We start from the raw sequence: 26,656 nt of genomic DNA, 5'->3' as shown, positions 1-26,656 counted from the left end.
TAGTGAATTGGGCGTGAAATCTATCTGGATCGGGATCGGCCTTTTTTCGGTTTGAATACGGACGCCCCCTTTGATAAGATTACAACCAGACTTGAAGGCTTGTGCAGAGGTAAGGGGAGAACTGCTAATGAAATGGTCCGGTACGAGACCGGTGTCATACTTGTATACTTACGCCTGTCACGAGGACGAGGCGGAGCTGTGCGCGCTGGAGCTGCGCACGCTGCTTGGCGCAGATGCGCGGGACGGCTGGCTGGAGAGTCCGGCGGACGTCGATTCAAGCCGCAGCCCGTTCGTCAAGCAGCGCATTGATGTGCTGTGCGAGGCTGCCAGTCTGCAGGAGCTGGGGGAGCTGGCCGGGACGCTGGAGCTGGACGGCGGCTCGTTCAAGGTCGTCTTCGTCAAGGCCGGCTACCATGCGGCGTACGAGGACCAGCGCGCCATGGAACGGGAGCTCGGCGCGCGTATCCGCGGCCGGGCCGACATGCGCCAGCCGGATTGGCTGCTGGGCTTCGCCTGCACCGGCGAAGGGCGCTGGGTGCTCGGCCCCTGCCGGCAGAACGAAGCGGTCTGGCTGAAGCACAGCCGGAAGCCGCATAATTATTCCACCGCCCTCAGCACGCGGGTTGCCCGGGCGGTAGCTAACCTTGCCGTGCCGCAGCCTGCCGGCGTCCGGGCGGTCGATCCGTGCTGCGGCATCGGCACGGTGCTGATCGAGGCGCTCTCGATGGGGATCGATATCGTCGGCTCCGACATCAATCCGCTTGCGGTCCGCGGCGCCCGCTCGAATCTCGCCCACTTCGGACGGCCGGACGTCGTCCGCGTGGCGGATATCGGGGACGTGAGCGGCCGGTACGATGCCGCCGTCCTTGACCTGCCGTACAACCTGTGCTCGGTCATTTCGCCGGAAGAACAGCTTCGCCTGCTCGGGAACGTCCGGCGGCTGGCGGATCGGGCCGTTATCGTGTCCACCGAACCGGTGGAGACGCTCGCCGGGCAGGCCGGGTTCGCCGTTCTGGACCGATGCGTTGTGCGCAAAGGCTCGTTTTCCCGGCACATCGTCATATGCCGTTAAGCGCGGACCCGCCCGGGGGCGGCTGCTGGCAGGTACCTACGATCGTCCGTTCACTCGGCAGCGGCAGCTACGGGCTGGCATACCGGTGCCGCGATATCCGTACCGGCGAGCATGTGGTGGTCAAGCAGTCCGAGCCGAGCAAGGGCCGCCGGCCGATTGGCAGGAGGAGCTTGCCGTGTCCGACGGCGTCAAACATATGATAAGGCGGCTCCTGCAAGTGGAGCCGCCTTATGCGGATACGGAAACGTTTCGATTGGAATTGGACAACACGCTGCTGAGATTGCAAAATGCAGCAGCCGCTAATCAGGAGCTGGAGTTTAAGCATCGCGAATTCCTCCCGTTTTCGTGAGTAGTAGGTAATACGGACGAACGTAAGGGAGATTTCACGGGCTGTATCCGGCTGACGGGAAAAGTATTGACTTTAACGTTTTGGGCGACATATACTCAAGAAAACTTTTCATAGCCAAGCTTCTTTAGCGGCTTTATGAGCAACGCTTACTCAAGGAACTCTGAAGGGGGTTCATTCCCGGTGACATTAAAGAGAAGGATTTTTCTCATATTCTTTTTCAGTTCCTTGGCTCCCTTTTTAAGTATTTTTCTCATTTCTTATTACACGATTGATTCCATTTTCGGTAACAAAGTTGAAAGCGGAATCAAAAGCAATTTAAGACAGGTAGAGCTTTCCTTAAGGAATTCGATCAGCAATTTGAATCATATCTCGCAGCAATTGGCTTACCGCGGCACCCTGGGCAAGCAATTGGACGAGGTGCTCCGGCAATCGGAGGATCCGTTCCAACGGATGAAATCCAGAGAAGAGCTGGAAAACGAGCTGAACCTCATCACATTTACGAACCCGAACATCGGGTTGACGATGTACTATTTTAAGAAGGAAGGTACCGTCCAGTTTGCGAATTTCCCAATAAAAGAAAATTTTTCACCGGAAAAGTTGCCGCTGCTTGCCCAATATTACGGCATTGCCTATTACGGTCCCCATGTCAGCATGAACCAGTTTGACGATCAAGTGGTCTTGTCTGCGTTAAGAAAGGTGGAGCTGCCGGACCGCGATGACGTTTATGTCTATATCGAATCCGGCTTCCGGTTAACGCAAGATATTTTGAACAACGACCAATACGGAGGGGCTTTGTCCCACCTTATTCTAGATGGTCACGGTCGGATTGCCTACAGCGAGGTTCCGGAGGTATTTGCTAACGGGGCTCAATTTCCTGATTTTTCTAAAGGGGAGGGGGCCGGATTATACAAAGGCTATCATTGGTTTAAGCAGACTTCGGCTCAAGACTGGAGTGTTGTCTCCGTTATCTCACAGGCTGATTATAACTTGGAGAAAGACAGATGGATCCTGCAAATCCTTCTTGTATCGCTTCTGTTTCTTGGCGTTACCTTATTGCTGGCCTGGTTGCTATGGAAGATGGTGTACAGGCCGCTGAACCTTTTTCATAAAGAAATTAAATGGATGTCCCAAAATAAAGTGATGACCCATCATCGACAACAAACTCGCATTATCGAATTTGATCATCTATTAAGCCAATTCTCGCGGATGAGAGAGCAAATCTGGGATTTGTTTAACGAGGTGAAGGAAAAGGAGAAGAATCGGGTAGATCTCGAAGTTGAAAAATTGCTCTATCAGATTAACCCCCACTTCCTGATGAATACGCTGGACACCATCCATTGGTTGGCCGTCATGAACGGACAGCAAGAGATCGACCGGCTCGTCCAATCCTTAAACAAATTACTGTATTATAACCTGGGTAAATTGGGGCAAGCCTCCACGATTGAGGAAGAGATCGACGCATTGAAACAGTATCTGATTTTGCAGCAAATCCGATACGACTTTCAATTTGATGTGCGGATTGAAGTGGACGAGAATGTGCTGACCATGCCCGTTCCACGATTTATTCTTCAGCCCCTTGTTGAAAATTCCCTTTATCACGGGTTGAGTGATGACGGCTATATTCAAGTTAACGTTATACTCGATAAGGATATACAGATTTCAATACATGACAACGGTTCGGGGATGTCGGAGGAAACGATTCGCGAGCTGCTGAATAATCGCACGGTGGAACAGAAGAAGGTCGGCATGGGAATCGGTATGAATTATGTAAAGCGAATGCTGGAGGCTCGCTATGAGGATAAAGCGAAGCTGGAAATAAAGAGTGAAATCGGTAAGGGCACGAGCGTGTTACTCACCTTGCCTAGTATTGGGGGGAAAACCGGCAATGATAAGAGTACTTATAGTGGATGACGATAAGTTAGTCCGCAAAGGTCTGATTTCGGCTATGCCTTGGCAAGAGTTTGGCATGCAGGTTGTCGGTGAAGCTAATAATGGTGCGAAAGCGTTGGAGTTCCTGGAATCGCAGCCCGTCGATTTATTGTTGACCGATTTGGCTATGCCGGTGATGTCCGGGATCGAATTAATGCGGACGGCCCGTAAACATTATCCTCATCTCCACATGGTCGTATTAACGCTCCATCAGGATTTTGAATATATACAGGAAGCGCTCAGGCTTGGAGCTATCGATTACATTGCCAAGGTACAATTGGAGAAGGAGCAGTTTGAAGAGGTCCTTGGCCGAATCGCCGGCCGGATAAGCGAGCAAATGTCCCAAAGTCGCCAAAGTCAAAAGACCTTTATTCCCGATGAAGTAAACGAAGTATACGAGAAGGGATTCGTTCTGTTGTCTTTAGATCGCGAGTCCGGCCCTAATTGGCTTCATGAACTGAAACTTGAGGCGGACGATGCCTTGATGGAAGCGGATCGCAGCAGTTGGATCGGGTTGCCGATGAAGGGGGAAGAGAGCAGGCTGTTTGAAACCTTATCGGAGAAGACGCGCACGTTACCGGCCAGCATGCTGCTTATTTTATCCGATCTCCATGGACGTTCGTGGAAGGAGATTCAGCAATGGGTCAGAGCTTATGCGGAGAAGGAATTGTTTTACGAGTATCAGCCGGATTGTCCCATTGCTTCCGCCTCCATGAAAGACGGTTTCGAATCGTATGCTGATCCGGATGACGAACAGCTGGCAAGGGTAAAGGAAAGCTGGCTGACTTCAGGCTGGTTCCATAACGATGATTTATATGAGAAGCTCATTGGCGATATGAAATCGCTGAGACTGCATAAAAGCCAGCTGCTTGGGCTGTTATATTCGCTTGTGATGGAGTGGAACCGCTTGTTTGCCCAGACTCCAATGGGTAAAATTCAAAGGATCCACGCTTTTCACTCCTGGTTTCAGGTCGAACAATGGCTAAGCAAGCTCCGAAGAGACATTCAAGAATCCACAGGGCACGCTTCATACTCCCAAGAAATTATAGATTGCATGACAAAAGCAGTTTCGATGGTTCAAGCCGAAATCAATCGGCCTCTGACGGCAGCCCAATTGGCGCAACGATTGAACATAAGCCGCAGTTATTTCAGTCAATGCTTTAAAGATATTATCGGGAAAACGTTCAACGAGTTTTCTCGCTCCGTTCGAATCGAAAAGGCGAAGGAGTATTTGCTTAATACGAACGATACCATTGCATGGATTGCCGAACAAACCGGGTATTCCGATGAAAAATACTTCAGCAGAATTTTTCGCGAGTTAACGGGCATGCTTCCGAGCGAATATCGGATGACGCATCGAAAAGGCAAATGAGCGGAAATCTTGCGGACGGTCAAAAAGAGGAAAGGCGCTCGCACAGACGGCGCCTTTTCTTTTTGTACGGGTAGATAAATGTTCAATTCAAGGGGGGACAGATGTCAGAAAACGATTGTATGCACACCTGGATGAACGTATAAATTGCATGCATTTGTCTACCTGGATTTGCGCTCGTTTCCTATCCCAGAGTATCGTCTATATCTTTTATACTAAAATCAAGGCTGAATGATACGAAAGAAGGGGATTACATGTCAAAACAAACCGTCATGGTTCTACTCGCTGCTTCTATGGTTACCGTAACGGCGTGTTCCAGCACGTCAGGCGGGCCAAGTGCAACGGGCAGCACGGCAGCAAATTCTCAACCGGCTGTGGCTGCCGATCCTTTTGGAAAGTACGAGAAACCGGTTACCCTTAATATCGCATACAGTGTGGATCCGAGCTTTAAATCGAGTAAAGGGGAAACTCCCGAAAACAATGTCTGGAATAAAGCGATCAAAGAAAGCTTGAATATTGATCTGAAAATCGCTTGGCAGGTCGCCAAAACGAATTTTGATCAAAAAATGAATTTGGCTATCGCCAGCAACGATTTACCTGATGCGATGGTAGTCAACCAGGTACAGCTGAATCAAATGATGAAAGCCGGAGAAATTGAGGATTTAACCGATGCCTACAACAAATTTGCGTCTCCCGCTGTCAAAAGAATCGTTGAAAGCACGGATGGGCTCGCCAAGAGCCAAGTAACCTTTGACGGCAAGATCATGGCTGTTCCGTCCGTAACCGCGGAAGACTTCAGCTGGCTGTGGATTCGTAAAGATTGGCTGGATAAGCTTGGACTGCAGCCTCCGAAAACAATTGAGGATCTGGAAAAGGTAGCAAAAGCTTTCGTGGAACAGGACCCTGACGGAAACGGCAAAGCGGACACCATCGGTCTTGCGGCAGGCACGGGCTTGTACAACGATTTTACCCAAGGTCCGCCTAATTTTGACTTTACCGCCATTTTTTCGGCTTATAACGCCTATCCGGGATTTTGGGTAAAGGGCGCCGACGGGAAGCCGGTGTACGGTTCTACCATGCCGGAAGCCAAAAAGGCTCTTGCCAAGTTGCGAGATATGTACGCTAAAGGCCTCATCGATAAGGAAATAGGCATTCGCAAGACGCCGGAAGAAGTTGTGATCAGCGGAAAAGCCGGCATGTTCTTCTGCGGGTTCTATGGGGGGTATTGGCCGCTGCCAAGCGCCTGGCAGAACGATCCGAAGGCGAACTGGCAGGCTTATGCGCTGCCGCTGGGAGAGAACGGCAAGTACAACGTCATGACAACGAATCCTTCGAACACATTCCTTGTTGTACGCAAAGGTTATGCGAATCCGGAAGCACCGATCAAGATCAATAATTTTTACCTTAGAGACGAGTCTAAATACGGGAACGAATTCATGCTAATCCGCAACTTCTTTGCGCCTCTCGACGAAATAGGGTTCGAGATGAAAGCTGCGAAAGAGGTGTTGGCGGGCGCCAAGAAGCCGGAAGACTATGCGGACAACACGGAGTATAAGCTGTTGAAAAATACGCTGGAAACCATTAAAAACACCAAATTGCAGCCTTACGATAACATGGACATCCAGTATTGGAACATGGCTGACAAGGATTTCATGCGTTCGTATTCTTTGTTCGTAGGAGGAAGAAACCATTTCGATCCGAATGTGAATAAAATCAAAAGCTTGTCCTATACACGTACCCAAACGATGGAAAACAAGTGGACCAACCTGCTTAAACTGGAAAAAGAATCGTTCTTAAAAATCATCATGGGCTCTGCCCCGCTGGATTCTTTCGATCAATTCGTTAAAGACTGGCAGAAGCAAGGCGGCGATCAAGTGACGAAAGAAATCGAACAAACGATGAAATAACAGGAGTTGCAAACGAAGGGCGTCGGCGTTGGTCCGGCGTCTTTATTGATCGGATATAAGGAGGGAAGGCGGCTTGAAAAACAAGGGATTCGCCAAACATTATTATCTAATGCTTCTCCCGGGGTACGTATGGCTAGTCATGTTCAGCATTGTTCCGATGTTTGGGATTCTCATTGCGTTCAAGGACTATCATCCTGTTCGTGGCGTGATGGACTCGAAATGGATTGGATTGGATCATTTCGAATATATGTTTTCGCTCAATGACAGCAAACTTATATTTTTTAATACCTTGTTTATCGCGGTGATGAAGATAGCAGCGCATCTCATCATTCCGGTTATTTTTGCCCTGCTGCTTCATGAAGTGCGGATCGTAATGTTCAAGAGGTGGATACAGACTCTGGTGTATTTGCCTCATTTCCTGTCTTGGGTTATTCTCAGCGGGATTATTATCGATCTCTTCTCGTATACCGGACCGGTCAACAACCTCCTTTCCATGTTCGACATCGAACCGATTCTGTTTATGGGAAAGCCGGAGCTGTTTCCATTTCTTGTTGTGGGCAGCGACGTATGGAAGGAATTTGGTTTTAATATGATTATTTATTTGGCCGCATTGACGGGTATTAATCCTTCCCTCTACGAGGCGGCGGCGTTGGATGGAGCGAGCCGTTGGGATCGTCTCATCCATGTTACGCTTCCGGGAATAGCGCCGACGGTTTTCCTGCTTCTCATCTTAAGCCTCGGCAACGTGCTCAATGCCGGCTTCGATCAAATCTTTAACCTGTATAATCCGCTTGTGTACTCCACCGGTGATATTATCGATACCTGGGTATACCGCGAAGGTCTGCTGAATTTGCAGTATGGGTTGGCTACGGCCGTAGGACTGTTAAAATCAGCGGTAGGTTTTATCTTGATCACCATTTCCTATTATCTCGCCAACCGATTTACAAGCTACCGGATTTTCTAAGAAAGGAGCGCTGATATGGTTAAAGAATCGACTGCCGTCTCCAAAGTGTTCGACGTCATCCTCATCCTTGTATTGGTATCCGTGGCGCTTCTGTGCGTCCTTCCTATTTGGTATACGCTGATGGTTTCGCTAAGCGAAAAATCGGCCGCCGCCGCCGGCATCGTCCGTTTATGGCCGATTGGAGCTAACTTCGTTTCTTATCAGCAAATTATGCGGGACAGCGAATTTTTCCTTTCCTTCTGGGTGTCCGTGAAGCGTGTCGTGTTGGGGGCTTCTCTCAGCTTCATCGTCACCGTGCTTATGGCTTACCCGTTATCCAAGAGCAACCGGGATTTTCGCTTAAGAAACATTCTTATGTGGGTGCTGGTGTTTGCCTTACTGTTTAACGGCGGACTTATTCCGCTTTACCAAACCGTAAAGGCTTACGGGCTCATCGACAGCATTTGGGTTCTGGTACTCTCTGGCGGGTTGCCTATATTCAACGTGATCCTAGTGATGAACTTCTTCCGGAACTTGCCCAAGGAACTGGAGGAGGCGGCTTTGGTGGACGGAGCAGGCCCCTGGTACACTTTGTTCGTACTGTTCATACCGCTTTCCGTACCGGTCCTTGCTACGGTTTCGCTGTTTAGTATTGTCGGGCACTGGAATGAGTTTTTTAGCGGGCTGGTCTTTATGACGAAGCCTGAAAATTATCCGCTGCAAACCTATATTCGGCAGATGGTCGTCCAGATTGATCCCGCTCAATTTAATACGGATTCGGAAACATTAAAGCGCTTGAACGAAATTTCCAACCAGACCTTGAATGCAGCTAAAATCTTTATCGCCATGCTTCCGATTCTGGTCGTTTATCCTTTCCTGCAAAAGTTCTTTATTCACGGTATCACCCTCGGTTCTGTCAAGGAATAGCTCCATAACATTGGACGTTTGACCGGCTGCCTTGCAGCGACGGATTCAATCAACGCCCCTTTGCAAAAAACTTTTCTTCTTGCGGGAGGTTTCACGGGTTTTTCCGGGAAACCGGCACGGAGGTTTCACGGGTCGGCTGAGGCGGCAGCGCCGCCAAGCCTACCGGTTCCTGTAATGGCTGGGAGCCAGGCCTTTCATCTTCTTGAACATGCGCGAAAACAACAGCTGGTCCTTATAGCCGACCGAATAGGCAATCTGACCGATCGACAGCGCGCCGTTGTTTATCAGCTCGCAGGCCTTGTCCATACGATACCGGAGGAGGAAGTGCTGTGGCGATACGCCGAGCGCTTCTTTGAACAGCCGGGACAAGTATTTCCGGCCGAGACCGATTGAATGAGCCAATTCTTCGATCGTAAAATTCCTCGAATAATTCGTTTCGATAAACTCCAACGTTTGTTTTACATACTTATCTCGCATCGGAACAAAAGCTTCCGGCGGCATATCCTCTTCCTCATAAGCTTCGTCGGTCAGTATGGACAAAAAGTCATACAACGCGCCCAACAGCTTCATATCCCGGCTCGGGGACCTCCGGCCCGCCTCGAACATGCGCTGAAGACAGCCTTCGATGACCTCCGGCCTGCGGCACTCGAAGACCGGCTGCTCGGGACTGAGGCGGGCCCGCTGCAAATAATGCTTCGCCTGCACTCCGTTAAAAGCCGCCCAAGAATACGTCCAAGGCTCGTCAAGGTCCGCCTGATAGGACGAAACCGTATCCGGGGACACGAGAAAGCCGTATCCTGCCGACAGCTCGTACGTATGCCAGGGAGTCCGGTACACGCCGCGTCCGCGATGGACATAATGAATTTTATAATGATCCTTCAGACCGGGTCCCCAAGAATGTCCGGGCGCGCAGTCTTCCATCCCGCAATAATACAGCTTCAAGTCCGTACCCGCTTCGTGCGGTCCGGGCCTGTGAACATACGTAAAGGCACACACTATCGCCACCTCCGCTCCATGAATCGGACTCGCCCTGAGGAGAATCAAGTGACATTATACTATATTTGTCCAGCATGCTGACATACGATTTTCCAATGGAACGCGCTACAATGGAACAAGAAAGTGCAGGAAAAATCACTTGGATGAAGGAGGAAATACGAATATGTCCTACTTACCGAGCGGCGACCGGTATGACACGATGAAATATAACCGGCTCGGAGCCAGCGGGCTGAAGCTGCCGGCCGTTTCCTTGGGCTTGTGGCACAACTTTGGCGGCGGCGACATCTATGAGAACGGCCGGGCTATGGTCCGGCGCGCCTTTGACCTGGGCATCACGCATTTCGATTTGGCCAACAACTACGGACCGCCTCCGGGATCGGCAGAGGAAACGTTCGGCAAAATACTCCATTCCGATCTCCAAAACTATCGCGACGAGCTGATCATTTCGACGAAAGCGGGCTATTACATGTGGCCGGGGCCTTATGGGGAATGGGGCTCCCGCAAAAATATGATCGCGAGTCTCGATCAGAGCCTTAAGCGGATGAAGCTGGACTACGTCGATATTTATTACCATCACCGTCCGGACCCGAACACCCCGCTGGAAGAAACGATGGGCGCGCTCGACCACCTCGTGCGCCAAGGGAAAGCGCTGTATGTCGGCATCTCGAACTACCGCGCCGACCGGGCGGAGCAGGCGATCGCCATGCTGAAGTCGCTCGGCACGCCGTGTGTCATTCATCAGCCGCGCTACTCCATGCTGGACCGCTGGGTCGAAGACAGCCTGCTGGATCTGCTGGAGCGGGAAGGCGTCGGCAGCATCGCCTACTCGCCGCTTTACAAAGGCATCCTGACCGACCGTTACTTGAACGGAATTCCGGCGGATTCCCGCGCGGCCGGTTCGAGCGTTTTCCTGAAGCCGGAGGAGCTGACGGACGAAGTGATGGGCAAAGTGCGCAAGCTGAACGACATCGCCCGGGAACGCGGCCAGAAGCTGTCGCAGATGGCGATTTCGTGGGTGCTCCGCGGCGGCCGGGTGACCTCCGCTCTCATCGGGGCGAGCAAAGTAAGCCAGATCGAGGATGCCGTTAGCGCGGTAAGCAAGCTCGAATTCAGCAGCGAAGAGCTGGAGCGGATCGAAGCCGTGTTTGGCGGCAAGTAAGCCTTCGGCACAAGTCGTGCGTAACTCGGAAAGTCCAAGAGCCGGCGCACGGCTTTTTTTGTGCATCGTACTGGAATGGCTATTCTGCAATGAGACCGCATTCCTTACGAGGCCTGCTCCGGAAGCGCCGGGCCGCCTTCACGGTTGCGGCTGCCGGACTGCTGGCGACTTCCGTGCTGCTGTCGTATGCGGTGACCAACCCGCAAATTGCGCCTGACGAGAACACGTTTCTGACGATCAAGAGCGGGAACAAATATTACCAGAGCCAGATTCTGGACCGGTCCGTGGCGAAGTGGCTGGACGAGCATATGGGGGATGCGACCATCCTGACCGACTCGGCCTCTGCGTTCACGATTCTGGTGAACAGCCGCAATACGAAGAAATTTCTGATTACGAGCGATTATGACTTCAAGAAGGCCAAGAACGATCCGCCCGGCAACGGCGTCGATTATATTCTGATTCCGCGGCCGCTGCCGAACGCCGATAAAAGCGCCATTAATACGAAATACAAGGATTTGTACGAAAAAGGCAACGAATGGGCCGAGCTGTATCATGATTTTGACAACGAGTGGCGGCTGTATAAAATAAAAAAATGGCAGCCATCGGCCCCATAGGTGTTAATCTTTTGTAAATCTGGGTAATAAGAAAGAGCAGGTAAAGCTCTCCGGAGCAAGCCCTGTTCTTTTTTGTCGATAACGGGGATAAAGTCCTGAGCCGCAAGGGCCAATTTCTCCCTTTCATCTTAAATTCATTTTTCTTTAATATTTAACCTTTACAATAAGTTAAAAATCGATTCCGCAATAAGAACGATGTGCGGGCTGATAGGAGTGTGAGAAGCGATGCGTCCCTTGGATGTCCAAGGACAGCCAAAGTCATCACGGTCAAAGCTTGCCCGCGTGGGATGGAACAGCTTTATCGTTGCCGCAATGATCGGAATTCCCCTGCTTCTGGTATTTGGCATGGAACTGATAGGACGGGGAACCGTACACGAGACCTGGACTTGGCTAATTGCTAATTGGAAGCTGTTCGGATTGAATGCTTTGATTGTGTTTCTGGTATTTGTATTGATTTACTGTATCATCGGGTCGCTAGTGCTGTCTGCCGGCATTAGCGCCCTGCTGCTGTCGATCGTATCGCTGATCAGTTATTTCAAGGTAAAGCTGATTGGCGAGCCCTTCTTTCCATGGGATATTTTCTTGAACAAGGAGAGCATGAACATCCTGCCGCTGGTCACAACGCATACCGCCCTTGTGCGGATCGGGTTGGTTTTCGCCATCGTGGCCGTGATCTTCCTGTTCCGCCTGTGGGTGCCGCGGCTGTCGCTGCGCCCAGTAACCCGGATAGTCCTCGGCGCGCTGTGCATCTTCGCTTTGTACAGCTTCGGCGTGCGGGCTCCGTGGGTCGGAACGCTGCTGGACCGGGCGGGAGTGAACGAGATCGTCTGGAACCAGCAGGAAAACTACGGAACGAACGGGCTATCCTTGGCGTTCACCATGAACGTAAAAAATACGATCGTACCGAAGCCGCCGGGCTACAGCGAGCCTACCATGGCCAATTTGGCCGAAAGTCTCAACGAAATGGTCGGTACGTCGACGGCGAACGCGGCAAGCGGAGTGAAGCCGAACGTCATTTTTATTATGAACGAAGCGTTCTGGGACCCGACCTTGCTGCCGAACGTGACCTTCAGCGAAGATCCGGTGCCTACCATTCACAGGCTTGAGCAGGAGAGCACGTCGGGCTATCTGCTATCGCCGCAGTTCGGCGGCGGAACAAGCAATGTAGAATTCGAGGTGCTGACCGGGCAGTCCATGAGCTTTCTGCCGGCCGGGTCGGTGCCGTATCAGCAGTACATCAGTAAGCCGATCCCGAGCATGGCCAGCTATTTCAAGGGCCTCGGCTACAAGAGCGCGGCGATCCATTCGTACGAAGGCTGGTTCTGGAACCGCGAGAACGTCTACAAGCATATGGGCTTCGACAGCTTCCAGAGCAAGGACGGCTTCCAGAATCCCGAGTACCGCGGCGATTTCATCGCGGATGACGAGGTGTCCAAGAGCATTATCAAGGAAGTGGAGTCCAACGCCAACCCAACGTTCATCTATGCGGTCACGATGCAGAATCACGGCCCTTACGACGATCATCGCTACGGCAGCGACAATCCCATTAAAGTTCAAGGCAACCTTGACGATACGGCCCGCGATACGCTGGAAACGTACGTGCACGGTGCCCGCGATGCGGACAGCAGTCTACAGCTGTTGATCGATCATTTCCAAAATTCCAACGAGCCGACGATTATCGTGTTCTACGGCGATCATCTGCCGATGCTTGGTTACGATTATGACGCGTATGTGCAGTCCGGGTTCATTCATACGGCCAAATCGGATCAATGGTCGCTGGAGGAGCTGAAAAAGATGCACAGCGTGCCTTTTGTGATGTGGTCCAACTTCGACATGGCGAAGGAGCAGGTGCCGGTGCTGAGCAACTCGTTCCTGAGCGCCTACGTGCTGGACCGGCTGCAGATGGAGAAGCCTGCCGCGCTGGCGTATAATGCCGAGCTGTCCAAGAAGGTTCCGGGTCTGCTGCGCAATCTCGTCATCGATTCGGACGGACAGATGCATGCGTCGGTTCCGGCTTCGGCCGCTGCCGATGTGGAGAAGTACCGGGAGCTTCAATATGATGAACTGTTCGGAAAGCAGTATCTCGCCAAATATACCGGAGCTCCTTCTGCCGCCGGGGCGGCAGATCCGGGAGGCGGGGGAGCCGTACCGAATGCCGACGGGCATTAGCGCCGTGCGACGCTGAATAACGGATTGCTTGCAGCAACAAAAAGACGGTTGGACAAAAGGTCCAGCCGTCTTTTTGCGCTTTTTTTGCTTTGGCGGGCAAATGACTGCCTTTCCGCGCATACAATATAGAATCAATGCCGAAAGCGGGTGGGTTCTTGTGACGACGCCGGCGATTAATATTTTTTATATCAAAATCAACAGCATCTCGAATAATGGCTCCTTCAGCATCGGGGAAACGTTCCACCACGGCCATTCGGTGCGTTCCAAAACACAGGGGACCAATGCGTCCTATGGGGACGGCTCTCCGCCACGGTCCGAGATGCGCAATATTTATATCGACCCCGATCTGAACGATCAAGGGGAGATTACGATTTCTCCCAAATAAAGCGTATGCTATAGCTTTACCAGCGGGCTTGCAAGCAGAAGGAGGCGCCAACGATGCCCAACATTATTAATGTTTTTAATATTAAGACAAATGGATTGTCCAAAAACGCGAACATTGATTTCGGCACGACGGTGCAAAGCGGTCATACGGTCAACGTGAAAGTAGTCGGCGCCAACTTTGCCAACGGGGACTTTTCCCCCGTTTCTTCGCTGATGATCAATGCTGGAGTGGACCCGGATGTTATCGATCAAAATCAGAATACGTTCGGCAGCCCAATCACGCCGGTCGTGAATACCGTTTAACATTCAGCGGGTTGCGGGCGGAAGGGGCAAGAGCGTTCGACTAGGAACGAAGCGTGGGCCTTTGTTCCTGAAGTGTGGCCTAAGGTGCAAACGGTCGTTTGGGGGGCTTCGGGGTTATGGAGATGGATAAACTGAAGCAGTGGATGGAGCTGGCGCAGAAGCTTGAAAAAGGGGATTTCTGGAAGGGTGTATTCGATACCCATGGCGAAGCGCCTTCTGGAGGCGCGCAAGGCGGTAAGCCAAGCGGTTATCCGGCGTATGATTTGTACGAGCGGGAGGAGGAGAATTGGGTCGTGCTGGAGCTTCCCGGGCTGTGCAAGGAGGACGTGGAGCTGACGCTGTCGGGCAATGAACTGACCGTTCAGGGCATTGCGAAGCCGCCGGTGGATAACGCCATACCTCTTCATAAAGAACGCTTTTACGGACCGTTCGAGCGTACGATCCCGCTGCCGCAGCTCGGAGAGCAGTCTCCGGTTCATGCCCACTTCGAACGGGGACTGTTGATTCTAAACTACGAGCGTACGCGGCGCAAAGATGAACATATCGAGATCGAATAACTTTGAGATTATTACCAAACAAAGTGGGGATACGATGAATAGGAAATCGCTTTTCGGGACAACGTCCAATTCCAACGCGCCTCCACAGCAAGGCGGCAATCAGGAAGAAGCGCAGCGGCTCCGTCAGCTGGAAGAACGGTTGAACCAACTGATGGAGAAGCTGGAGGACCGGCAGACTCAGCCGGCCATCGTGATCCAATCGTTGTCTATTGAGAAGGTGGTTGTCGAGCATGTCGATCTGAACAACAACCTCGGACAGTTGGGTATCCGGGAGCTGAGCGGCAAGCTAAACATCGGAGCAGCGTATACGTACGGCAAGGAAGCCGACGGGGGCGGGAACGGCACAAGCCAGCCCGTGGCTGACGGTAATCTTAAGTCGGAAGGCAAATCTAAGGCAGGCGGGAATCCCACAACGGAGGGCAAGCCCGCCTTTGACGGCAAAGCTGCAGCGGATCACAAATCCGGGGAGAACGGCAATCCGGATCAGGGTAACAAATCTGCCCCGGCTTCTCGGGGAAGCGATCCGCACCATGGAGGCCCCCGCATCCGTTTCGGCAGCAGGACGTAGGACAAGCCCATAAAGCGCCCCTTTTCCTTTGCAAAAGGAATATGCTACAATTTGCTCAACAACCTATGATGTTATTTTTCATGACATAGGAAAGCAGAGTAGCGGGGGGAATTATTATGGACTTGCGTAAACTGCGTTTGGACGAACCGGTGGCCGGGACGTTCAGCGAAGAACGGGACGAATACGAGCGGGATTATGCGCGGCTCATCCAATCCCCGGCTTTTCGGCGGCTGCAGGGCAAATCGCAGGTATTCGGCGCCGGGACCGGCGACTACTATCGGACAAGACTGACGCATTCGATTGAGGTGTCGCAAATTGCCCGCGAGACAGCGCGGCGGCTTGGCGAGCATTACGAGTTTTTGCGGCGGAAGGAGCACCCTGGCTTGATGATGGACCCGGCTGTCGTGGAATGCGCTGCGCTCGCGCATGATCTCGGACATCCGCCGTTCGGGCATAAAGGGGAAGAAGTGCTGGACCGGCTGCTTGCCGAAGAGCACGGCTTGGCTTACGAAGGCAATGCGCAAAATTTCCGCCTGCTGATGTTTCTGGAGAAGCGCGCCGGCAGCGGCAGCGGCCTCGATTTGACGGCAGCTGTGCTGCTTGGGATTAATAAATACCCTTATAATCTGGACACGCCCGGACGGATTAAGGGTGTGTATCCGATGGAATGGGAAGGTATCAGCTGCCTTCGCGACAAATGGAACATGCCGGCCAGCTGCTCGACGCTGGAGGCGCAGCTGATGGATTTGAGCGACGACATCGCTTATTCGACGCACGATATCGAGGACGGCATCCGCGCCGGCAAAATTCAGATGAACCGGACCTTTTTCGAGGACGACCGGTTGGCTATGCATCTCGTGGAAGAGATCGAGGGCGACCAGGGGAACCTGGAGGTCGGCTGGGACCAGGTCGATATCAAGGCGATGGTCAAGCGTGTGCTGGCTTCGTATCTGGAGCAGTGGGAGGAAATCTACGCCGAGTGCGACAACGAGGTCTCGCGGACCCGCAGGGAGATGAAAGCCCGCTGGGTGAGCGCTTTTGCCGGGCGGGTCGGCATTATCGACGATCCGAAGAAAGGCTGGAAGCGGGTCACGTTCGTTCGCGACGGACAGCAGGATTTGGAGCTGCTGCGGACGATGGAAATTTTGAAGAAGCTGGCTTGGGTGACGCTAATCAAAGATTTCCGCGTGCAGCGGCTCCAGAAGCGCAGCGAAATTATGATACGGCGACTGTGGGACAGCTTCAAGGTGCCTGAGGAAGGGCACCTGATCATTCCGCCCGATTGGATCGAAAATTACGAACGGCATAAAAACCGCTGGACGTGGCCGCGCTTCGTGGCCGACTATCTCTCCGGCATGACGGATGCCTACGCGGAGAAGGTATACGCCGAGCTGTTCGCAAGCAAGTCCGGCTCGATCTATGAGATGGATTAAGGCTTTTGGGGTCTGATCCTTGCCCTCTCCGGCATATACTGGGAGCGAGCGCTAGTGTCGCATCTCTGATGAGGAGGTGACCGGTCCCTATGATCGTTATTGCGGACGGCCAAACGTCGGTCGATATATCCGGCTGGGAACCGCCCGAGAGGGACATCTACGAGGAGAAACACAGGAACCCCACGACGTATCAATATGATTCGGAAAGAGCGCTGCGCTTCGAGCTCAGGCTGCGGACGGCGATTGTCCAAGCGGCCAAAGATTTGCAGCACAGCGCGGCGTCGTTCGCTTCCTTCAAAAAATCGCGCTGCAACGCGGCCTATTGGATACGTACCGAGAATGGCGGATTTCAGATGAGGCATGACGTATTGCCTTCCGAAGCGATCCGGGATATTTTCTCGAACGGCCGGGCTTACGCGTTCGAATGCGCTACCGCCATCATCATCGTGCTGTACAAAGCGGTGCTGGAGACGATCGGAGATCAGAAGTTCAACCGGCTGTTCGCCGACCTGTATTTGTATTCGTGGGAGGTGGATAGTGACCTGCGGCTGATCACGATTGCCGAGAAGATGCCAACGTATTCGGGAGACATCCTGTATTTCAAAAATCCCGACGTTGATCCGGAATGGATGGAGTGGCAGGGAGAGAACGTGGTGAAGCTCGGAAGCGACAGCTATTTTGGCCATGGGATTGGCATCACGAATGCGGCAGGCATCATTGCCAAGCTGAACAAGCACCGCAAGAAGGGAAGCACCGAGTCCGCCTATTTGATCGATCAGGTAACGTATCCGAATTACGTTTATTTGTACGAGGCGGCATCTTCCCGGGTTCCGATTTCCCAGACGGCGCTTGCTTGGCTGCCGCCGGAAGCCCGCGGCCGGATTGTCGTTCGAATCGGCGGGAGAACCGCTATTTACGCCTGAAGCACGGCTTTAAGGGATCTTTCGACACGTGAAATCGCGCACGGAGATCCCTTTTTGCTGCATGGGATAAGCGGCAGCGCCCGGCCCTGCTGTCTCGCAAGACAGCATTGACCGGACGCGGGAGGTTACTGCAAGCTATTCGCGATGTGAAGCAAATCGTCTTCAGACACTTTCAGCGAAGGAGTCGTCACTTGGTACAGGATCGTGCTGCCGTCTTGTTTCTCCAACCAAGCCAAGCTTTGCATCGCGCCCGTTTCGCTGAGCATATGGTTGCGGTTCAACGTATAATAGCCATCCTTGCCCGAAACGGAAACCTTCTCCGCAGTTGTCGATTCGCCGGTTATGGTGCGGACGTCGGTCGCCGCATCGTCTCCGGAGAACACTTGGTAACGCACCTCGATTTGTTCCCCGTCCCCGTTAGCATAGACCAGCCCGGGCGTATCCATCGGGGAGACGGCTTTATCTGCCGAAGGCGCCTTTTGCCAGACGATAGTTTGGTTTGCTGCCCCGGCTTTTTTTCGAAGCAAGCTATGGTACTGCTCGTAGGCCGCAGCGTCGATGCCGCTTACAGGAGACTCCAGCTCCGCCCGTACGAAGGCGAATCCGGCCGGCAGCGCCGTCGGCGTCTTGAACGGGACAAAGCGCTTCTTCGTCTCCGTTTTCCATGCGTCGATGTTCGTATAGGCGGCGGGGGCGGTAATTTTCAGCAGGGCCGGCAGCTTCCGCTTCTCAAGCTCCGCGCTGTATACGTAAGCGGACTCGCCCGAAGCGAGCTGGCTGCGGATGTCGCGTACCGATTGCGTCAGCTCGGCGGACAGGCTTGCGGGCAAGGTGGCCGCGGCTTGCTGGGTCAACTCCACGCGAACCTTATCCGACTGCATCGTATAGAGCAGGTTGGAAGCATAGGCGATACCGGAAAACAGAAAGATGCACGCGGCGATAAGAGCTGCCCGGGTCGCGTATTTACGTTTGCCGGGTCTAAGGGACGGAGCCGTCATACGGGTTTGCTTCCGAATTAACGCTGCGATCCGATCGTCGAGCTGTGAAGGGGCGTGAAGGGTTCCGGCAAATTGCTGAAGCTCGGTTTTCAATTGATTTTCGATGGACATGGGGCAAGCCCTCCTTCATTCGTTTCGATTAAATGGGCTGCTTGCTTGCGCAGCTTGGCCATCGCGGCGTGGTGCCTCGATTTGACCGTACCGGACGGGATGTCCAGCAGTTCCGCAATTTCGTCAAAGGTATGCTCCTGATAATACCGCAGCACGACGACACTCCGGAGCTTGTAAGGCAGCTTATGGACAAGAGCGATCAGTTCGTGCTGATGCTCATGCTGCAGGAACAGCTCCTCCGTATCCGGGGTCCGCTCTTCCGTTTCCAGCAATTTACTGCGCTCGTGCAGCCTGAATTTCCGCCACAACTTTCGGTTCCAGTTGCGGGTTTGGCGGATCACGAGGCCGGTAAGCCAGGAGCGGAACGGCTTGCGTCCGTCGTATTTCGCGAGCGACTTGAATAATTCGGCATACACCTCGCTGACCACGTCGCACGCGTCCTGTTTGCTTCCGATGAGAAGCGTGACCGTGCGGTACACGTGGTCTTTACTTTGCTCGTAAATCATTTGAAACGCTTGTTCGTTTCCGTGTTTTGCTTGCTTGATCCAATACTGCCATTCGGAGTCTGTCATAGGCGGCCGGCCCCCCTATCGTTGTTTTTTCACTCTATATTGGTCCCGAGCTCTGGATTCGTTCGTTTTTTGTTCAAAAAAATCGTCGCCGCACGAAAAAATAACCCCGGCGATCAAGCACCGGAGTCGGGAGACGTACGGTACCGCTGCGGCTTCGGGTGCGCAGAACGGACCGTGTCGTCACTGGCCGTACATTTGACGGATCGTCTCCGCCAGCCGGAGGAGGCTTGCACGAAGCTCTTCCGGCTCCAGCACCTGCAGTCCGCTGTCGTATCCCGGAATGATTCGCAGCGCGTAATCCGCCGTTTGGAAATCAGCGGTAAGCTCGGTCAGGCCGTCGACAGGCGGATGGGTTTCGCGGATTTTGACGAAGTGCTCCTCCCGCAGGAGAACAAGCGTGGAAGCATTCGCTTGCAGCGTCACGAGATAGCTGGGCAGCCGGGACTTAAAGTCGGCCGTCGATTGCTCCCAGTAACGGGCTAGATCGAAGTTCGCCGGCCGTTCGAAGCTCTCCGGCCGGATGATGGCGCTGCGTATCCGGGAAACCCGGTACGTGCGGATCTGGCCGTCTACGAGCCCGATCAAGTACCACGCGTTTCCTTTGGCGACCAGCCCGAGCGGGCCAACCTCGCGCTCGACGACCTCATCGCCCCGCCCGTAGCGAACGGCAAGCCGCCGTTCCTCCCATACCGCCTCCTGCACGACGGGCAGACACGATACCTCCTCCGCGGGTCCGTACCACCCGGCTCCGTCCACGTGGATGCGCTCACGGACCGCCTCCGCATCCCGCCGCAGGGAAGGAGGCAGAGCGGCAAGCAGCTTCAATAAGGCTGCTTCAAAAGCTTCGCGCCAGCCCAAATCGCGCATCATCCCGGAACCGTGGGCGAGCTGGAGAGAGCGGATTTCATCAATCTTGAGTCCCGTGAGCTGGGAGCGGTAGCCTTCCGGCAGCACCCAGCCGCCGCCCGAGCCTCGCTCGGCATAAAGCGGAATGCCGGAAGCGCTAAGCGCCTCCATGTCGCGGAAGATGGTCCGCTCCGATACTTCCAACTGCTCGGCGAGCTCCCGCGAGGTCATTCGGCCGCGGTTCTGAAGCAGTAATAAAATCGATAACAGTCGGTCCGCACGCATGATAGTCGCTCCTTGTACATCATCAGATATTTTCATTTTATCACAGCAATATGACAAGGGTTGACATATTAGGATTGATAGGATGAAAGTGTAAAGACGGAGACATGCTTAGAGATCCGGCGGATCGATACGAACTGCGGGAATGGCAGAGTACAGCCGTCGGACGGCTAAGGAAAGCGGAGGAATGAACGATGAAACCATTGGAAGGACGTATCGCAGTCGTCGCCGGGGTGACAAGAGGAGCGGGCCGCGGGATCGCTGAAATGCTAGGGGAAGCGGGAGCGACGGTCTATGTGACCGGCCGCAGCTTGCGGGGGCGGCTCTCCGATATGGGCCGGACGGAAACGATCGAGGAGACGGCGGAGCTGGTGACGGCCCGGGGCGGACAAGCCGTGATCTGCGGCTATGCAGAGCTTGTTGAGAAAGTGGACTTTAACAAAAAATAGAGAAACATACGGAGGTGGGGTATCCATTGGAGAAGCGATAGCGGCCGCCTTTGTCTTCGGGAAATATCCGCTGTTAAGCGGCTTCAATAAAAATTTCCCGATGACAACAGCGGTCGGAAGTGGATACCTCACCCTCCCGTAACCTCTATTATCTCATTTGACCACTTGCTCAACACTCCGAGGACTGCGGGAGGCTATCTCCGCAGTCCTTTTTGACGTTGGGGCGTCAGGAGGTGATGAACGAGCCTCCGTTCACATGCAGCGTCTCGCCGGTGACGTACCTCGAATCGTCGCTTGCGAGGTATACGTAGGCCGGCGCCAGCTCGAACGGCTGGGCGGCCCGGCCCATCGGCGTATCCGTGCCGAACGTCTTCACCTGCTCAGCGGGAAAGCTGGAGACTGTCAGCGGGGTCCAGACCGGACCAGGAGCTACGCTGTTCACCCGAATGCCTTGCTCGACCAGCGAAAGAGCGAGCGACCGGGTAAAGGTGACGATCGCCCCTTTAGTGGATGAATAGTCAATCAATTGCGGGCTGCCGCGGTAGGCGGTGACGGAAGCCGTATTAATGATGGAGTTGCCCGCCTTCATATAAGGCAGAGCCGCCTGAGTGACGAAAAAGAACGAGAATATATTCGTTCGGAACGTCTCGATCAGCTGTTCCTCAGAAATATCCAGGATGCTCCACTGCGGGTACTGGACCCCTATATTGTTGACCAACACGTCCAGCTTGCCGAAAGCGGCAAGAGTTTGCGTGACGACGCCCGTACACGAAGCTTTGTCCCGCAGGTCTGCCGGGATGACCAGGCAGCGCCGGCCAAGCTGCTCGATATGCTGCTTCGTTTCGGCCGCGTCCGGATGTTCGTATAAGTAGGCGATAGATACATCGGCCCCTTCTTTGGCAAAGGCGACGGCTGTCGCGCGCCCGATCCCGCTGTCCCCGCCCGTAATCAGGGCGGCTTTACCGAGGAGCTTGCCGCTGCCGACATAGGCGGGATTGTCGAAGATCGGCCGCGGGTTCATCAAATATTCGAGTCCGGGCTGCCGCTCTTGATGCTGGGGCGGGAACGCAATCGGCTTTTCGCGGCATTCCGTTTCCATCGCATAATAAGGGTATTCAGGGTAAGGCTTCATAAGGAACCTCCGATCATGGTAAATATGGGCTTTTGCTGATAGTGTATTCCCGTTGGGCGCTATGGGTGCACTCCGAAGTTACGTCCGGGTCATTCGCGTACTTAAGAAAGTTTTAAGCTCTGAGGATGGGATTTCTTCAGGTTTTTCGTTTAATATATAGAGTAGAAGGGAAAACAAAGAATAGTTACTGGGGGGCTACTTATGTTGACGAACGGCGAGATCCCCGCGGCTGCGCGCGTTTTGGTGCTCTCCGGCGACTTGGGTGACGGTCACCGGCAGGCGGCGCGGGCGCTGGCGGAAACATGCGGGGAAGGCTTGGCGGACCGCGTCCGGGCCGAGGTGATCGATTTTATGCAGGAAGTATATCCGTATCTTCATCCGATGGTGAAGTACTGCTTTATGAAGGGCGTCGAGAAAGTGCCGTCGGTCTACGGCTATTTATATCGCAAAACAAGACGGAAAGAGGCGATGCCGATTCCGTTCAAAACATTTTTGAGCTTGGGGCTGTCCCGGTTCCTGACGCTTCTGGAGGAGAAAAGGCCGGACATTATTGTCTGCACGTTCCCGCTTGCCGCGGCGGCCGTCTCGCTGCTTAAAGAAAAGGGCGCAATTTCTACGCCGCTCGTTACGGTCATTACGGACCATACCGACCACAGTCTGTGGCTGCAGCCGCATACGGATTTGTATCTGGTCGGGTCTGAGCAGGTAGCATCTGCGCTGCGTCTGCACGGCGTGTCGTCCTCCCGCGTCCGCGTGACCGGCATTCCGGTGCGCCGCCGCTTCTCCGAATCGTTCGATCGGGACCGGCTGTGCCAGTCGTTCGGTCTTGATCCGCAGCTCCCGGTCGTGCTCGTGATGGGCGGCGGCAGCGGCATGCTAGACGAAGGCGTCCGTTCGCTGATCCGTTCGACGTCTCTGCTGGAGCGGCTGCAGTTGGTTGTCATCTGCGGAAGCAACGCGGCCATGCGCGAAGAGCTGGAAGCGGAGCTGCGGAAGCATCCGACGAACCGCGTCATCGTCAAAGGGTTCGTGGAGGAAATTCACGAATGGATGGCGGTCGCCGACTTGCTGGTGACCAAGCCGGGCGGGCTGACGACGGCGGAGGCGGTCGCCATGGGCTTGCCGATGCTGCTGTACAAGCCGATTCCCGGCCAGGAGGAAGACAACGCCGCGGTGTTGGAGAAAGCCGGCGTCGCTATCCGGGCGACGGCCGCCCGAGCGCTCCAGGATCAGTTGCTGGAGCTTGCGGACAACCGGCTTGCGCTGGCCGCGATGCAGGGAAGGGCGCAGCAGTTCCGCCGCCAGCGCCCGACGGAGCAGGCTTGGGATGCGATTATGCATCTTCAGCAGACGGCGTCTTCTGTGCGGAAAGCGTGGCAGACGACGACTACGATTCGCGAGGCGTGGTAAAGCAGCGAGGCCGGATCGGCAACGCTTTGGTGGAAAGCCGCTCATTCCGGAAGGGGATGAGCGGCTTTTTTTAGCGCAAACAAAAAAACGCCCCCTCGGCAGGGGCGTCAGACTATTCCGGATGAGCTGTCGGCCCGGAGATCGGGCTGAGCGGGTAGAACGTATGACCTTTGCACTTCGTACAGGTGGACGTGTAACAATCGGCCATTTCCTCCAGCGGTTCGCCGCACGTATCGCAGCATTTGGAGGGCAGGGTCTCATAAAACTCAGTCGTTCGCATCAACAACGAGCATCACTCCCTGTGTTCGTGATACTCTCACTATACAGGAAGCCAACGGAAAATGTAAACGCTTCTTAAGGGGGAAGCGGCCCTTTTTTGTCCGGCCGTGCAATAAGCTGCGGAGCTTAGGCTCCTCTGCCTTTAGCGATGCTCTTGGGCAAGCCTTTGCCCGTACCGCGCAGCGGGCTCAAAAAAAATGTGCTCGTTCCCTCGCGATACGTGAAGAACCGGTTTCTTCCCGACAATTTGGCGCGGTACATGGCGGCATCCGCATTTTTTAGCATAGTGGTACAGCTAGACCCGGGAACGGAGCCGAGGCAGATGCCGATGCTGCCGGAGACATGGACCACCTTTCCTGCCAAGCGGTAAGGGGCCTTGATCGTTTCGAGTATGTCGGAAGCCGTTTTTTGGGCGGACGCCTCACTGCACTGGAGCGCGACCAACAGAAATTCGTCCCCGCCGAGCCGGAAAATTTGCCGATGCTTGTTCTGGAACGCTTTTAAACGCTGTCCCACTTCCCAGATCAACAAATCTCCGATGTCGTGTCCGAGCGTATCGTTGACGGACTTGAATTCGTCCAAATCCAAAAACAAGAACGCCGCATTCCGGTTTACGGTGTTTTTCTCGGCGTAGCGGTCCCAGGCGTTCCGGTTGAGCAAACCGGTGAGAGGATCCGTATACGCCAGCTTCTCGAGCGCTTGCCGCTGAAGGCGCATGGCCCGCCAAGCGACGATATACACAAGACACATCGCGGCCAGAACACCGAACAGCAAAAACAAATCTACCGGGCGCAGAACGGAGTGGACGAAATAAGCTCTGTCGTCATCCGGAGCGATGGCGGCTTCGCTGCCTGTTATATACATCGTTGCCATCCCGATCATCGTGAGCAAGCCGCCGCCCGCCAGTCGAAGGCGGCTTTTGTTTCCGAACAGAGCCAGATGAAAGATAAGGAACGTCGTCATGATGCCAGCAAGTAAAGAAATAAGGGTCAAAGTCGTATCATAGCGCACGTTGTCGTCCCAGTGGAATACCAGCACGGCCAAATGAGTGGACCACACGCTCCCCGTGACGAACGAAGCCGCCGCAAACCAGCGGTTTCTGATTCGTCCAAGGACGTGCGACAGATGGAACACGCTGAAACAACTCCTTTCTTTGAATGGTTTATCCGTCCTATTCTAACAAATAAATCTGAACAAAATCTATACAACGCTCTCTGCCGGCTTCCTCTCGTTACATAAAACTCCCAATAAGGTATAATAGCCCCAGTAAGCAAAAGCGGCTTGGCAGCTGTACCGGAGGACGGGAAGCAGGGGACAGCGGCGAATGAATCGCTTTTTCGGTGACGGATACAGGGATCGGCATCGCCGAGGAGAAGCAGCGGCTCATCTTCGAAGCGTTCCGACAGGCGGACGACTCAATCAGTCGCAGATACGGGGGAACGAGCCTTGGGCTATCCATTTCGCTGGAGCTGGCGAAGCTGTTGGGCGGTCGCTTGACGCTGCGAAGCGAGGAAGGAAAAGGAAGCACCTTCACGCTGTATTTACCGGATTCAAGGTAAAAACTATGTGCGCCGCCGTATGGATCAAGGATCAAAAATAGGTTTCGTAATTTTTTGTATGGTACTTTACAAAAGTAAGTTAGTTGCGTTATTATACTAAATAGAGTTATACAATAAAGGAGTGGAAATTATGAGCCAAATCGAACAACAACAAACCGCAGAGCAAGTTATTCTGACCCGTCATTCCGTCCGTCAATATCAACGGGACGTCGTTATCCCGGATGCGGAGCTGAATGAAATTTTGGAGCTGGCCGCAAGCGCACCGTCGTCCTGGAACTTGCAGCATTGGCGTTTTCTGGTCATTCGCGAGCAGGCGAACAAAGACCGTCTTTTGCCGATCGCGTTCGGCCAACAGCAAGTATCCGACGCATCCGCGGTTGTTGTCGTGCTCGGCGACCTGCAAGCGAACTTGACTGCCCCGATCGTCTTTGAAAAGGCGACGCCGGAAGTCCGCGACACGATGCTCGGCCAAATTAACGGTGCCTATGCGAACAATCCGGCGGTAGGCCGCGACGAAGCAATCCGCAATGCCTCGCTGGCCGCTATGCAGCTTATGCTGGCTGCGCGCGCGAAAGGCTATGATACCGTTCCGATGGGCGGCTACAATCCGGCTGCTTTGATCCAAGAGTTCAACATTCCGGAACGCTATGTCCCGGTTATGCTTCTCCCGATCGGTAAAGCGGCCAGCCCGGCACGCGCGACAGAACGTCTGCCGCTCAGCGACGTGGTCATTAACGAATCGTTCTAATTCGGAAAAGCGGATATCGACAAAATACCCCCGGCAGCGCTCTCTCGACAGGGAGAGGAGGCTCCGGGGGTTTTGCATGTTATTGTTGTGCATCGGCGAAATCACTTATTCGCATACCAGCGGTCATACTGTTCGTGCAGGTTGTCGCGGGACAAGCGGCTGCGGTGCAGGGACAGGCTCGGGGCTTGGCGGTTCAGCTCCGCGATCTGCTTGTTCGCATCCTCGATGAGCGCGTCGATTTCTGGGTCGAAGGAGCTTTTGGACATCCGACTCATCGCTTTCTCCATCAGCGAGCCGATTTCCTTCCGCAGCATGACCCACGGGTGCTCGACCTTGGCTTGCTTAAGCAAGGACGACCATGCGTCTTCGGCCGGTACCGTCAGCGGCTTACCGAAGCCGGGCAAATGCTCCAGGCCGCCGTTTTTGACAAAATCCTCGTAAGCCTCGTCGATCCAGCTCTGCCGTTCTTTCTGCGCTGCGAGCATGGCATCCCGGTCTTCAAGCGTTTCTTTCGGCAAAGGAATGATAGGGCGGTCTGTCGGATCTTTTCCGACACCGTACGTCTGATCCCGCTTTGGCGGCCGTTCGGACATGGTCATTCTCCTCCCGCATATCACTTTCTTTCAGAGTAGCGGAAGCGCGGGCCGGGGTCAAGAAAGGCGTTTATC

27 protein-coding genes and 2 pseudogenes are annotated in these 26,656 nt (G+C 54.0%); 21 read left to right on the top strand and 8 right to left on the bottom strand.

Annotated features, from left to right (window positions below):
- Positions 1 to 127 precede the first annotated feature (127 nt).
- The 8 genes from ET33_RS16210 to ET33_RS16185 all read left to right on the top strand — a co-directional run bounded on the left by ET33_RS16210 (position 128) and on the right by ET33_RS16185 (position 8,496).
- Positions 128 to 1,072: a TRM11 family SAM-dependent methyltransferase gene (locus tag ET33_RS16210; protein ID WP_036683585.1), complete on the top strand. Its 945-nt coding sequence runs from the start codon at positions 128 to 130 to the stop codon at positions 1,070 to 1,072.
- Positions 1,063 to 1,272 (top strand): hypothetical protein, encoded by a 210-nt coding sequence (locus tag ET33_RS38440; RefSeq protein WP_152570649.1) that lies wholly within the window; start codon positions 1,063 to 1,065, stop codon positions 1,270 to 1,272. Before ET33_RS16210 ends, ET33_RS38440 begins: the two co-directional genes overlap by 10 nt.
- Entirely contained in the window at positions 1,248 to 1,421 is a 174-nt protein-coding gene (locus ET33_RS38925) for a hypothetical protein (RefSeq protein WP_161783546.1), read from the top strand. Before ET33_RS38440 ends, ET33_RS38925 begins: the two co-directional genes overlap by 25 nt.
- 180 nt (positions 1,422 to 1,601) lie before the next feature.
- On the top strand, positions 1,602 to 3,332 hold the full coding sequence (locus tag ET33_RS16205) for a sensor histidine kinase (protein WP_051775376.1): 1,731 nt from the start codon (positions 1,602 to 1,604) through the stop codon (positions 3,330 to 3,332).
- Entirely contained in the window at positions 3,307 to 4,722 is a 1,416-nt protein-coding gene (locus ET33_RS16200) for a response regulator transcription factor (protein WP_036683582.1), read from the top strand. The genes ET33_RS16205 and ET33_RS16200 overlap by 26 nt, the downstream gene beginning before the upstream one ends.
- A gap of 251 nt (positions 4,723 to 4,973) precedes the next feature.
- A complete protein-coding gene (locus tag ET33_RS16195; RefSeq protein ID WP_036683578.1) occupies positions 4,974 to 6,626 on the top strand; it encodes an extracellular solute-binding protein in 1,653 nt (550 codons plus the stop codon).
- A gap of 73 nt (positions 6,627 to 6,699) precedes the next feature.
- Positions 6,700 to 7,590, top strand: coding sequence for an ABC transporter permease (locus ET33_RS16190; protein WP_036683574.1), 891 nt, complete (start codon positions 6,700 to 6,702; stop codon positions 7,588 to 7,590).
- 15 nt (positions 7,591 to 7,605) lie between these two features.
- Positions 7,606 to 8,496 (top strand): carbohydrate ABC transporter permease, encoded by an 891-nt coding sequence (locus ET33_RS16185; protein WP_036683571.1) that lies wholly within the window; start codon positions 7,606 to 7,608, stop codon positions 8,494 to 8,496.
- A gap of 159 nt (positions 8,497 to 8,655) precedes the next feature.
- On the opposite strand, the gene ET33_RS16180 is transcribed toward ET33_RS16185, so the two are convergent.
- Positions 8,656 to 9,492, bottom strand: a complete 837-nt coding sequence (locus ET33_RS16180) for an AraC family transcriptional regulator (RefSeq protein WP_063761656.1) — start codon at positions 9,490 to 9,492, stop codon at positions 8,656 to 8,658.
- 163 nt (positions 9,493 to 9,655) lie between these two features.
- On the opposite strand from ET33_RS16180, the gene ET33_RS16175 reads away from it, so the two are divergent.
- The 9 genes from ET33_RS16175 (at position 9,656) to ET33_RS16135 (ending at position 17,602) form a co-directional block, all read left to right on the top strand.
- Complete coding sequence (locus ET33_RS16175; protein WP_036683567.1) at positions 9,656 to 10,651, top strand: aldo/keto reductase; 996 nt, start codon at positions 9,656 to 9,658, stop codon at positions 10,649 to 10,651.
- Positions 10,652 to 10,740: 89 nt separating this feature from the next.
- On the top strand, positions 10,741 to 11,265 hold the full coding sequence (locus ET33_RS16170) for a hypothetical protein (RefSeq protein ID WP_036683563.1): 525 nt from the start codon (positions 10,741 to 10,743) through the stop codon (positions 11,263 to 11,265).
- A gap of 225 nt (positions 11,266 to 11,490) precedes the next feature.
- Positions 11,491 to 13,434 (top strand): LTA synthase family protein, encoded by a 1,944-nt coding sequence (locus tag ET33_RS16165; RefSeq protein ID WP_036683559.1) that lies wholly within the window; start codon positions 11,491 to 11,493, stop codon positions 13,432 to 13,434.
- 157 nt (positions 13,435 to 13,591) lie between these two features.
- Entirely contained in the window at positions 13,592 to 13,819 is a 228-nt protein-coding gene (locus ET33_RS16160) for a spore germination protein (RefSeq protein ID WP_036683891.1), read from the top strand.
- A gap of 53 nt (positions 13,820 to 13,872) precedes the next feature.
- Entirely contained in the window at positions 13,873 to 14,121 is a 249-nt protein-coding gene (locus ET33_RS16155) for a spore germination protein (protein ID WP_036683554.1), read from the top strand.
- Between the two features lie 116 nt (positions 14,122 to 14,237).
- Positions 14,238 to 14,678, top strand: coding sequence for an Hsp20/alpha crystallin family protein (locus ET33_RS36460; protein WP_051775375.1), 441 nt, complete (start codon positions 14,238 to 14,240; stop codon positions 14,676 to 14,678).
- A gap of 34 nt (positions 14,679 to 14,712) precedes the next feature.
- The gene (locus ET33_RS36455; protein ID WP_051775374.1) at positions 14,713 to 15,246 is read left to right on the top strand and encodes a hypothetical protein; all 534 of its coding nucleotides are present in this window, start codon (positions 14,713 to 14,715) and stop codon (positions 15,244 to 15,246) included.
- Positions 15,247 to 15,362: 116 nt separating this feature from the next.
- Positions 15,363 to 16,679, top strand: coding sequence for a deoxyguanosinetriphosphate triphosphohydrolase family protein (locus ET33_RS16140; RefSeq protein WP_036683550.1), 1,317 nt, complete (start codon positions 15,363 to 15,365; stop codon positions 16,677 to 16,679).
- Between the two features lie 89 nt (positions 16,680 to 16,768).
- The gene (locus ET33_RS16135) at positions 16,769 to 17,602 is read left to right on the top strand and encodes a protein-glutamine gamma-glutamyltransferase (protein WP_036683545.1); all 834 of its coding nucleotides are present in this window, start codon (positions 16,769 to 16,771) and stop codon (positions 17,600 to 17,602) included.
- 125 nt (positions 17,603 to 17,727) lie between these two features.
- Here ET33_RS16135 and ET33_RS16130 read toward each other — a convergent pair whose 3' ends face one another.
- The 3 genes from ET33_RS16130 to ET33_RS16120 all read right to left on the bottom strand — a co-directional run bounded on the left by ET33_RS16130 (position 17,728) and on the right by ET33_RS16120 (position 20,414).
- Positions 17,728 to 18,711: a DUF4367 domain-containing protein gene (locus ET33_RS16130; RefSeq protein ID WP_036683542.1), complete on the bottom strand. Its 984-nt coding sequence runs from the start codon at positions 18,709 to 18,711 to the stop codon at positions 17,728 to 17,730.
- Entirely contained in the window at positions 18,690 to 19,283 is a 594-nt protein-coding gene (locus ET33_RS16125; protein WP_036683539.1) for a sigma-70 family RNA polymerase sigma factor, read from the bottom strand. Before ET33_RS16125 ends, ET33_RS16130 begins: the two co-directional genes overlap by 22 nt.
- A 180-nt stretch (positions 19,284 to 19,463) precedes the next feature.
- Positions 19,464 to 20,414, bottom strand: coding sequence for a helix-turn-helix transcriptional regulator (locus tag ET33_RS16120; RefSeq protein WP_036683536.1), 951 nt, complete (start codon positions 20,412 to 20,414; stop codon positions 19,464 to 19,466).
- A gap of 191 nt (positions 20,415 to 20,605) precedes the next feature.
- Between ET33_RS16120 and ET33_RS16115 the strand changes: the two are divergent.
- Positions 20,606 to 20,836: pseudogene (locus ET33_RS16115) on the top strand (hypothetical protein); the annotation flags it as partial.
- A gap of 250 nt (positions 20,837 to 21,086) precedes the next feature.
- Here ET33_RS16115 and ET33_RS16110 read toward each other — a convergent pair.
- A complete protein-coding gene (locus tag ET33_RS16110; RefSeq protein WP_036683528.1) occupies positions 21,087 to 21,992 on the bottom strand; it encodes an SDR family oxidoreductase in 906 nt (301 codons plus the stop codon).
- 201 nt (positions 21,993 to 22,193) lie between these two features.
- Here ET33_RS16110 and ET33_RS16105 point away from each other — a divergent pair, with 201 nt between their 5' ends.
- Entirely contained in the window at positions 22,194 to 23,402 is a 1,209-nt protein-coding gene (locus tag ET33_RS16105; RefSeq protein WP_036683523.1) for an MGDG synthase family glycosyltransferase, read from the top strand.
- A gap of 112 nt (positions 23,403 to 23,514) precedes the next feature.
- Here ET33_RS16105 and yhfH read toward each other — a convergent pair whose 3' ends face one another.
- Both yhfH and ET33_RS16100 read right to left on the bottom strand, forming a co-directional pair.
- Entirely contained in the window at positions 23,515 to 23,682 is a 168-nt protein-coding gene (gene yhfH, locus ET33_RS37465; RefSeq protein ID WP_235206733.1) for a protein YhfH, read from the bottom strand.
- A 125-nt stretch (positions 23,683 to 23,807) separates the two neighbouring features.
- The gene (locus ET33_RS16100; RefSeq protein WP_036683521.1) at positions 23,808 to 24,815 is read right to left on the bottom strand and encodes a GGDEF domain-containing protein; all 1,008 of its coding nucleotides are present in this window, start codon (positions 24,813 to 24,815) and stop codon (positions 23,808 to 23,810) included.
- A 194-nt stretch (positions 24,816 to 25,009) separates the two neighbouring features.
- Between ET33_RS16100 and ET33_RS16095 the strand changes: the two are divergent.
- Positions 25,010 to 25,231, top strand: a pseudogene (locus ET33_RS16095) (ATP-binding protein); the annotation flags it as partial.
- 139 nt (positions 25,232 to 25,370) lie between these two features.
- Positions 25,371 to 25,988 (top strand): nitroreductase family protein, encoded by a 618-nt coding sequence (locus ET33_RS16090; protein WP_036683497.1) that lies wholly within the window; start codon positions 25,371 to 25,373, stop codon positions 25,986 to 25,988.
- A 101-nt stretch (positions 25,989 to 26,089) separates the two neighbouring features.
- Here ET33_RS16090 and ET33_RS16085 read toward each other — a convergent pair whose 3' ends face one another.
- The gene (locus tag ET33_RS16085) at positions 26,090 to 26,581 is read right to left on the bottom strand and encodes a DnaJ family domain-containing protein (protein WP_152570648.1); all 492 of its coding nucleotides are present in this window, start codon (positions 26,579 to 26,581) and stop codon (positions 26,090 to 26,092) included.
- Positions 26,582 to 26,656 lie beyond the last annotated feature (75 nt).

The organism is Paenibacillus tyrphae (genome assembly GCF_000722545.1).
Classification (GTDB): Bacteria; Bacillota; Bacilli; order Paenibacillales; family NBRC-103111; genus Paenibacillus_G; species Paenibacillus_G tyrfis.
This window is presented reverse-complemented; position numbering and strand designations above follow the sequence as displayed.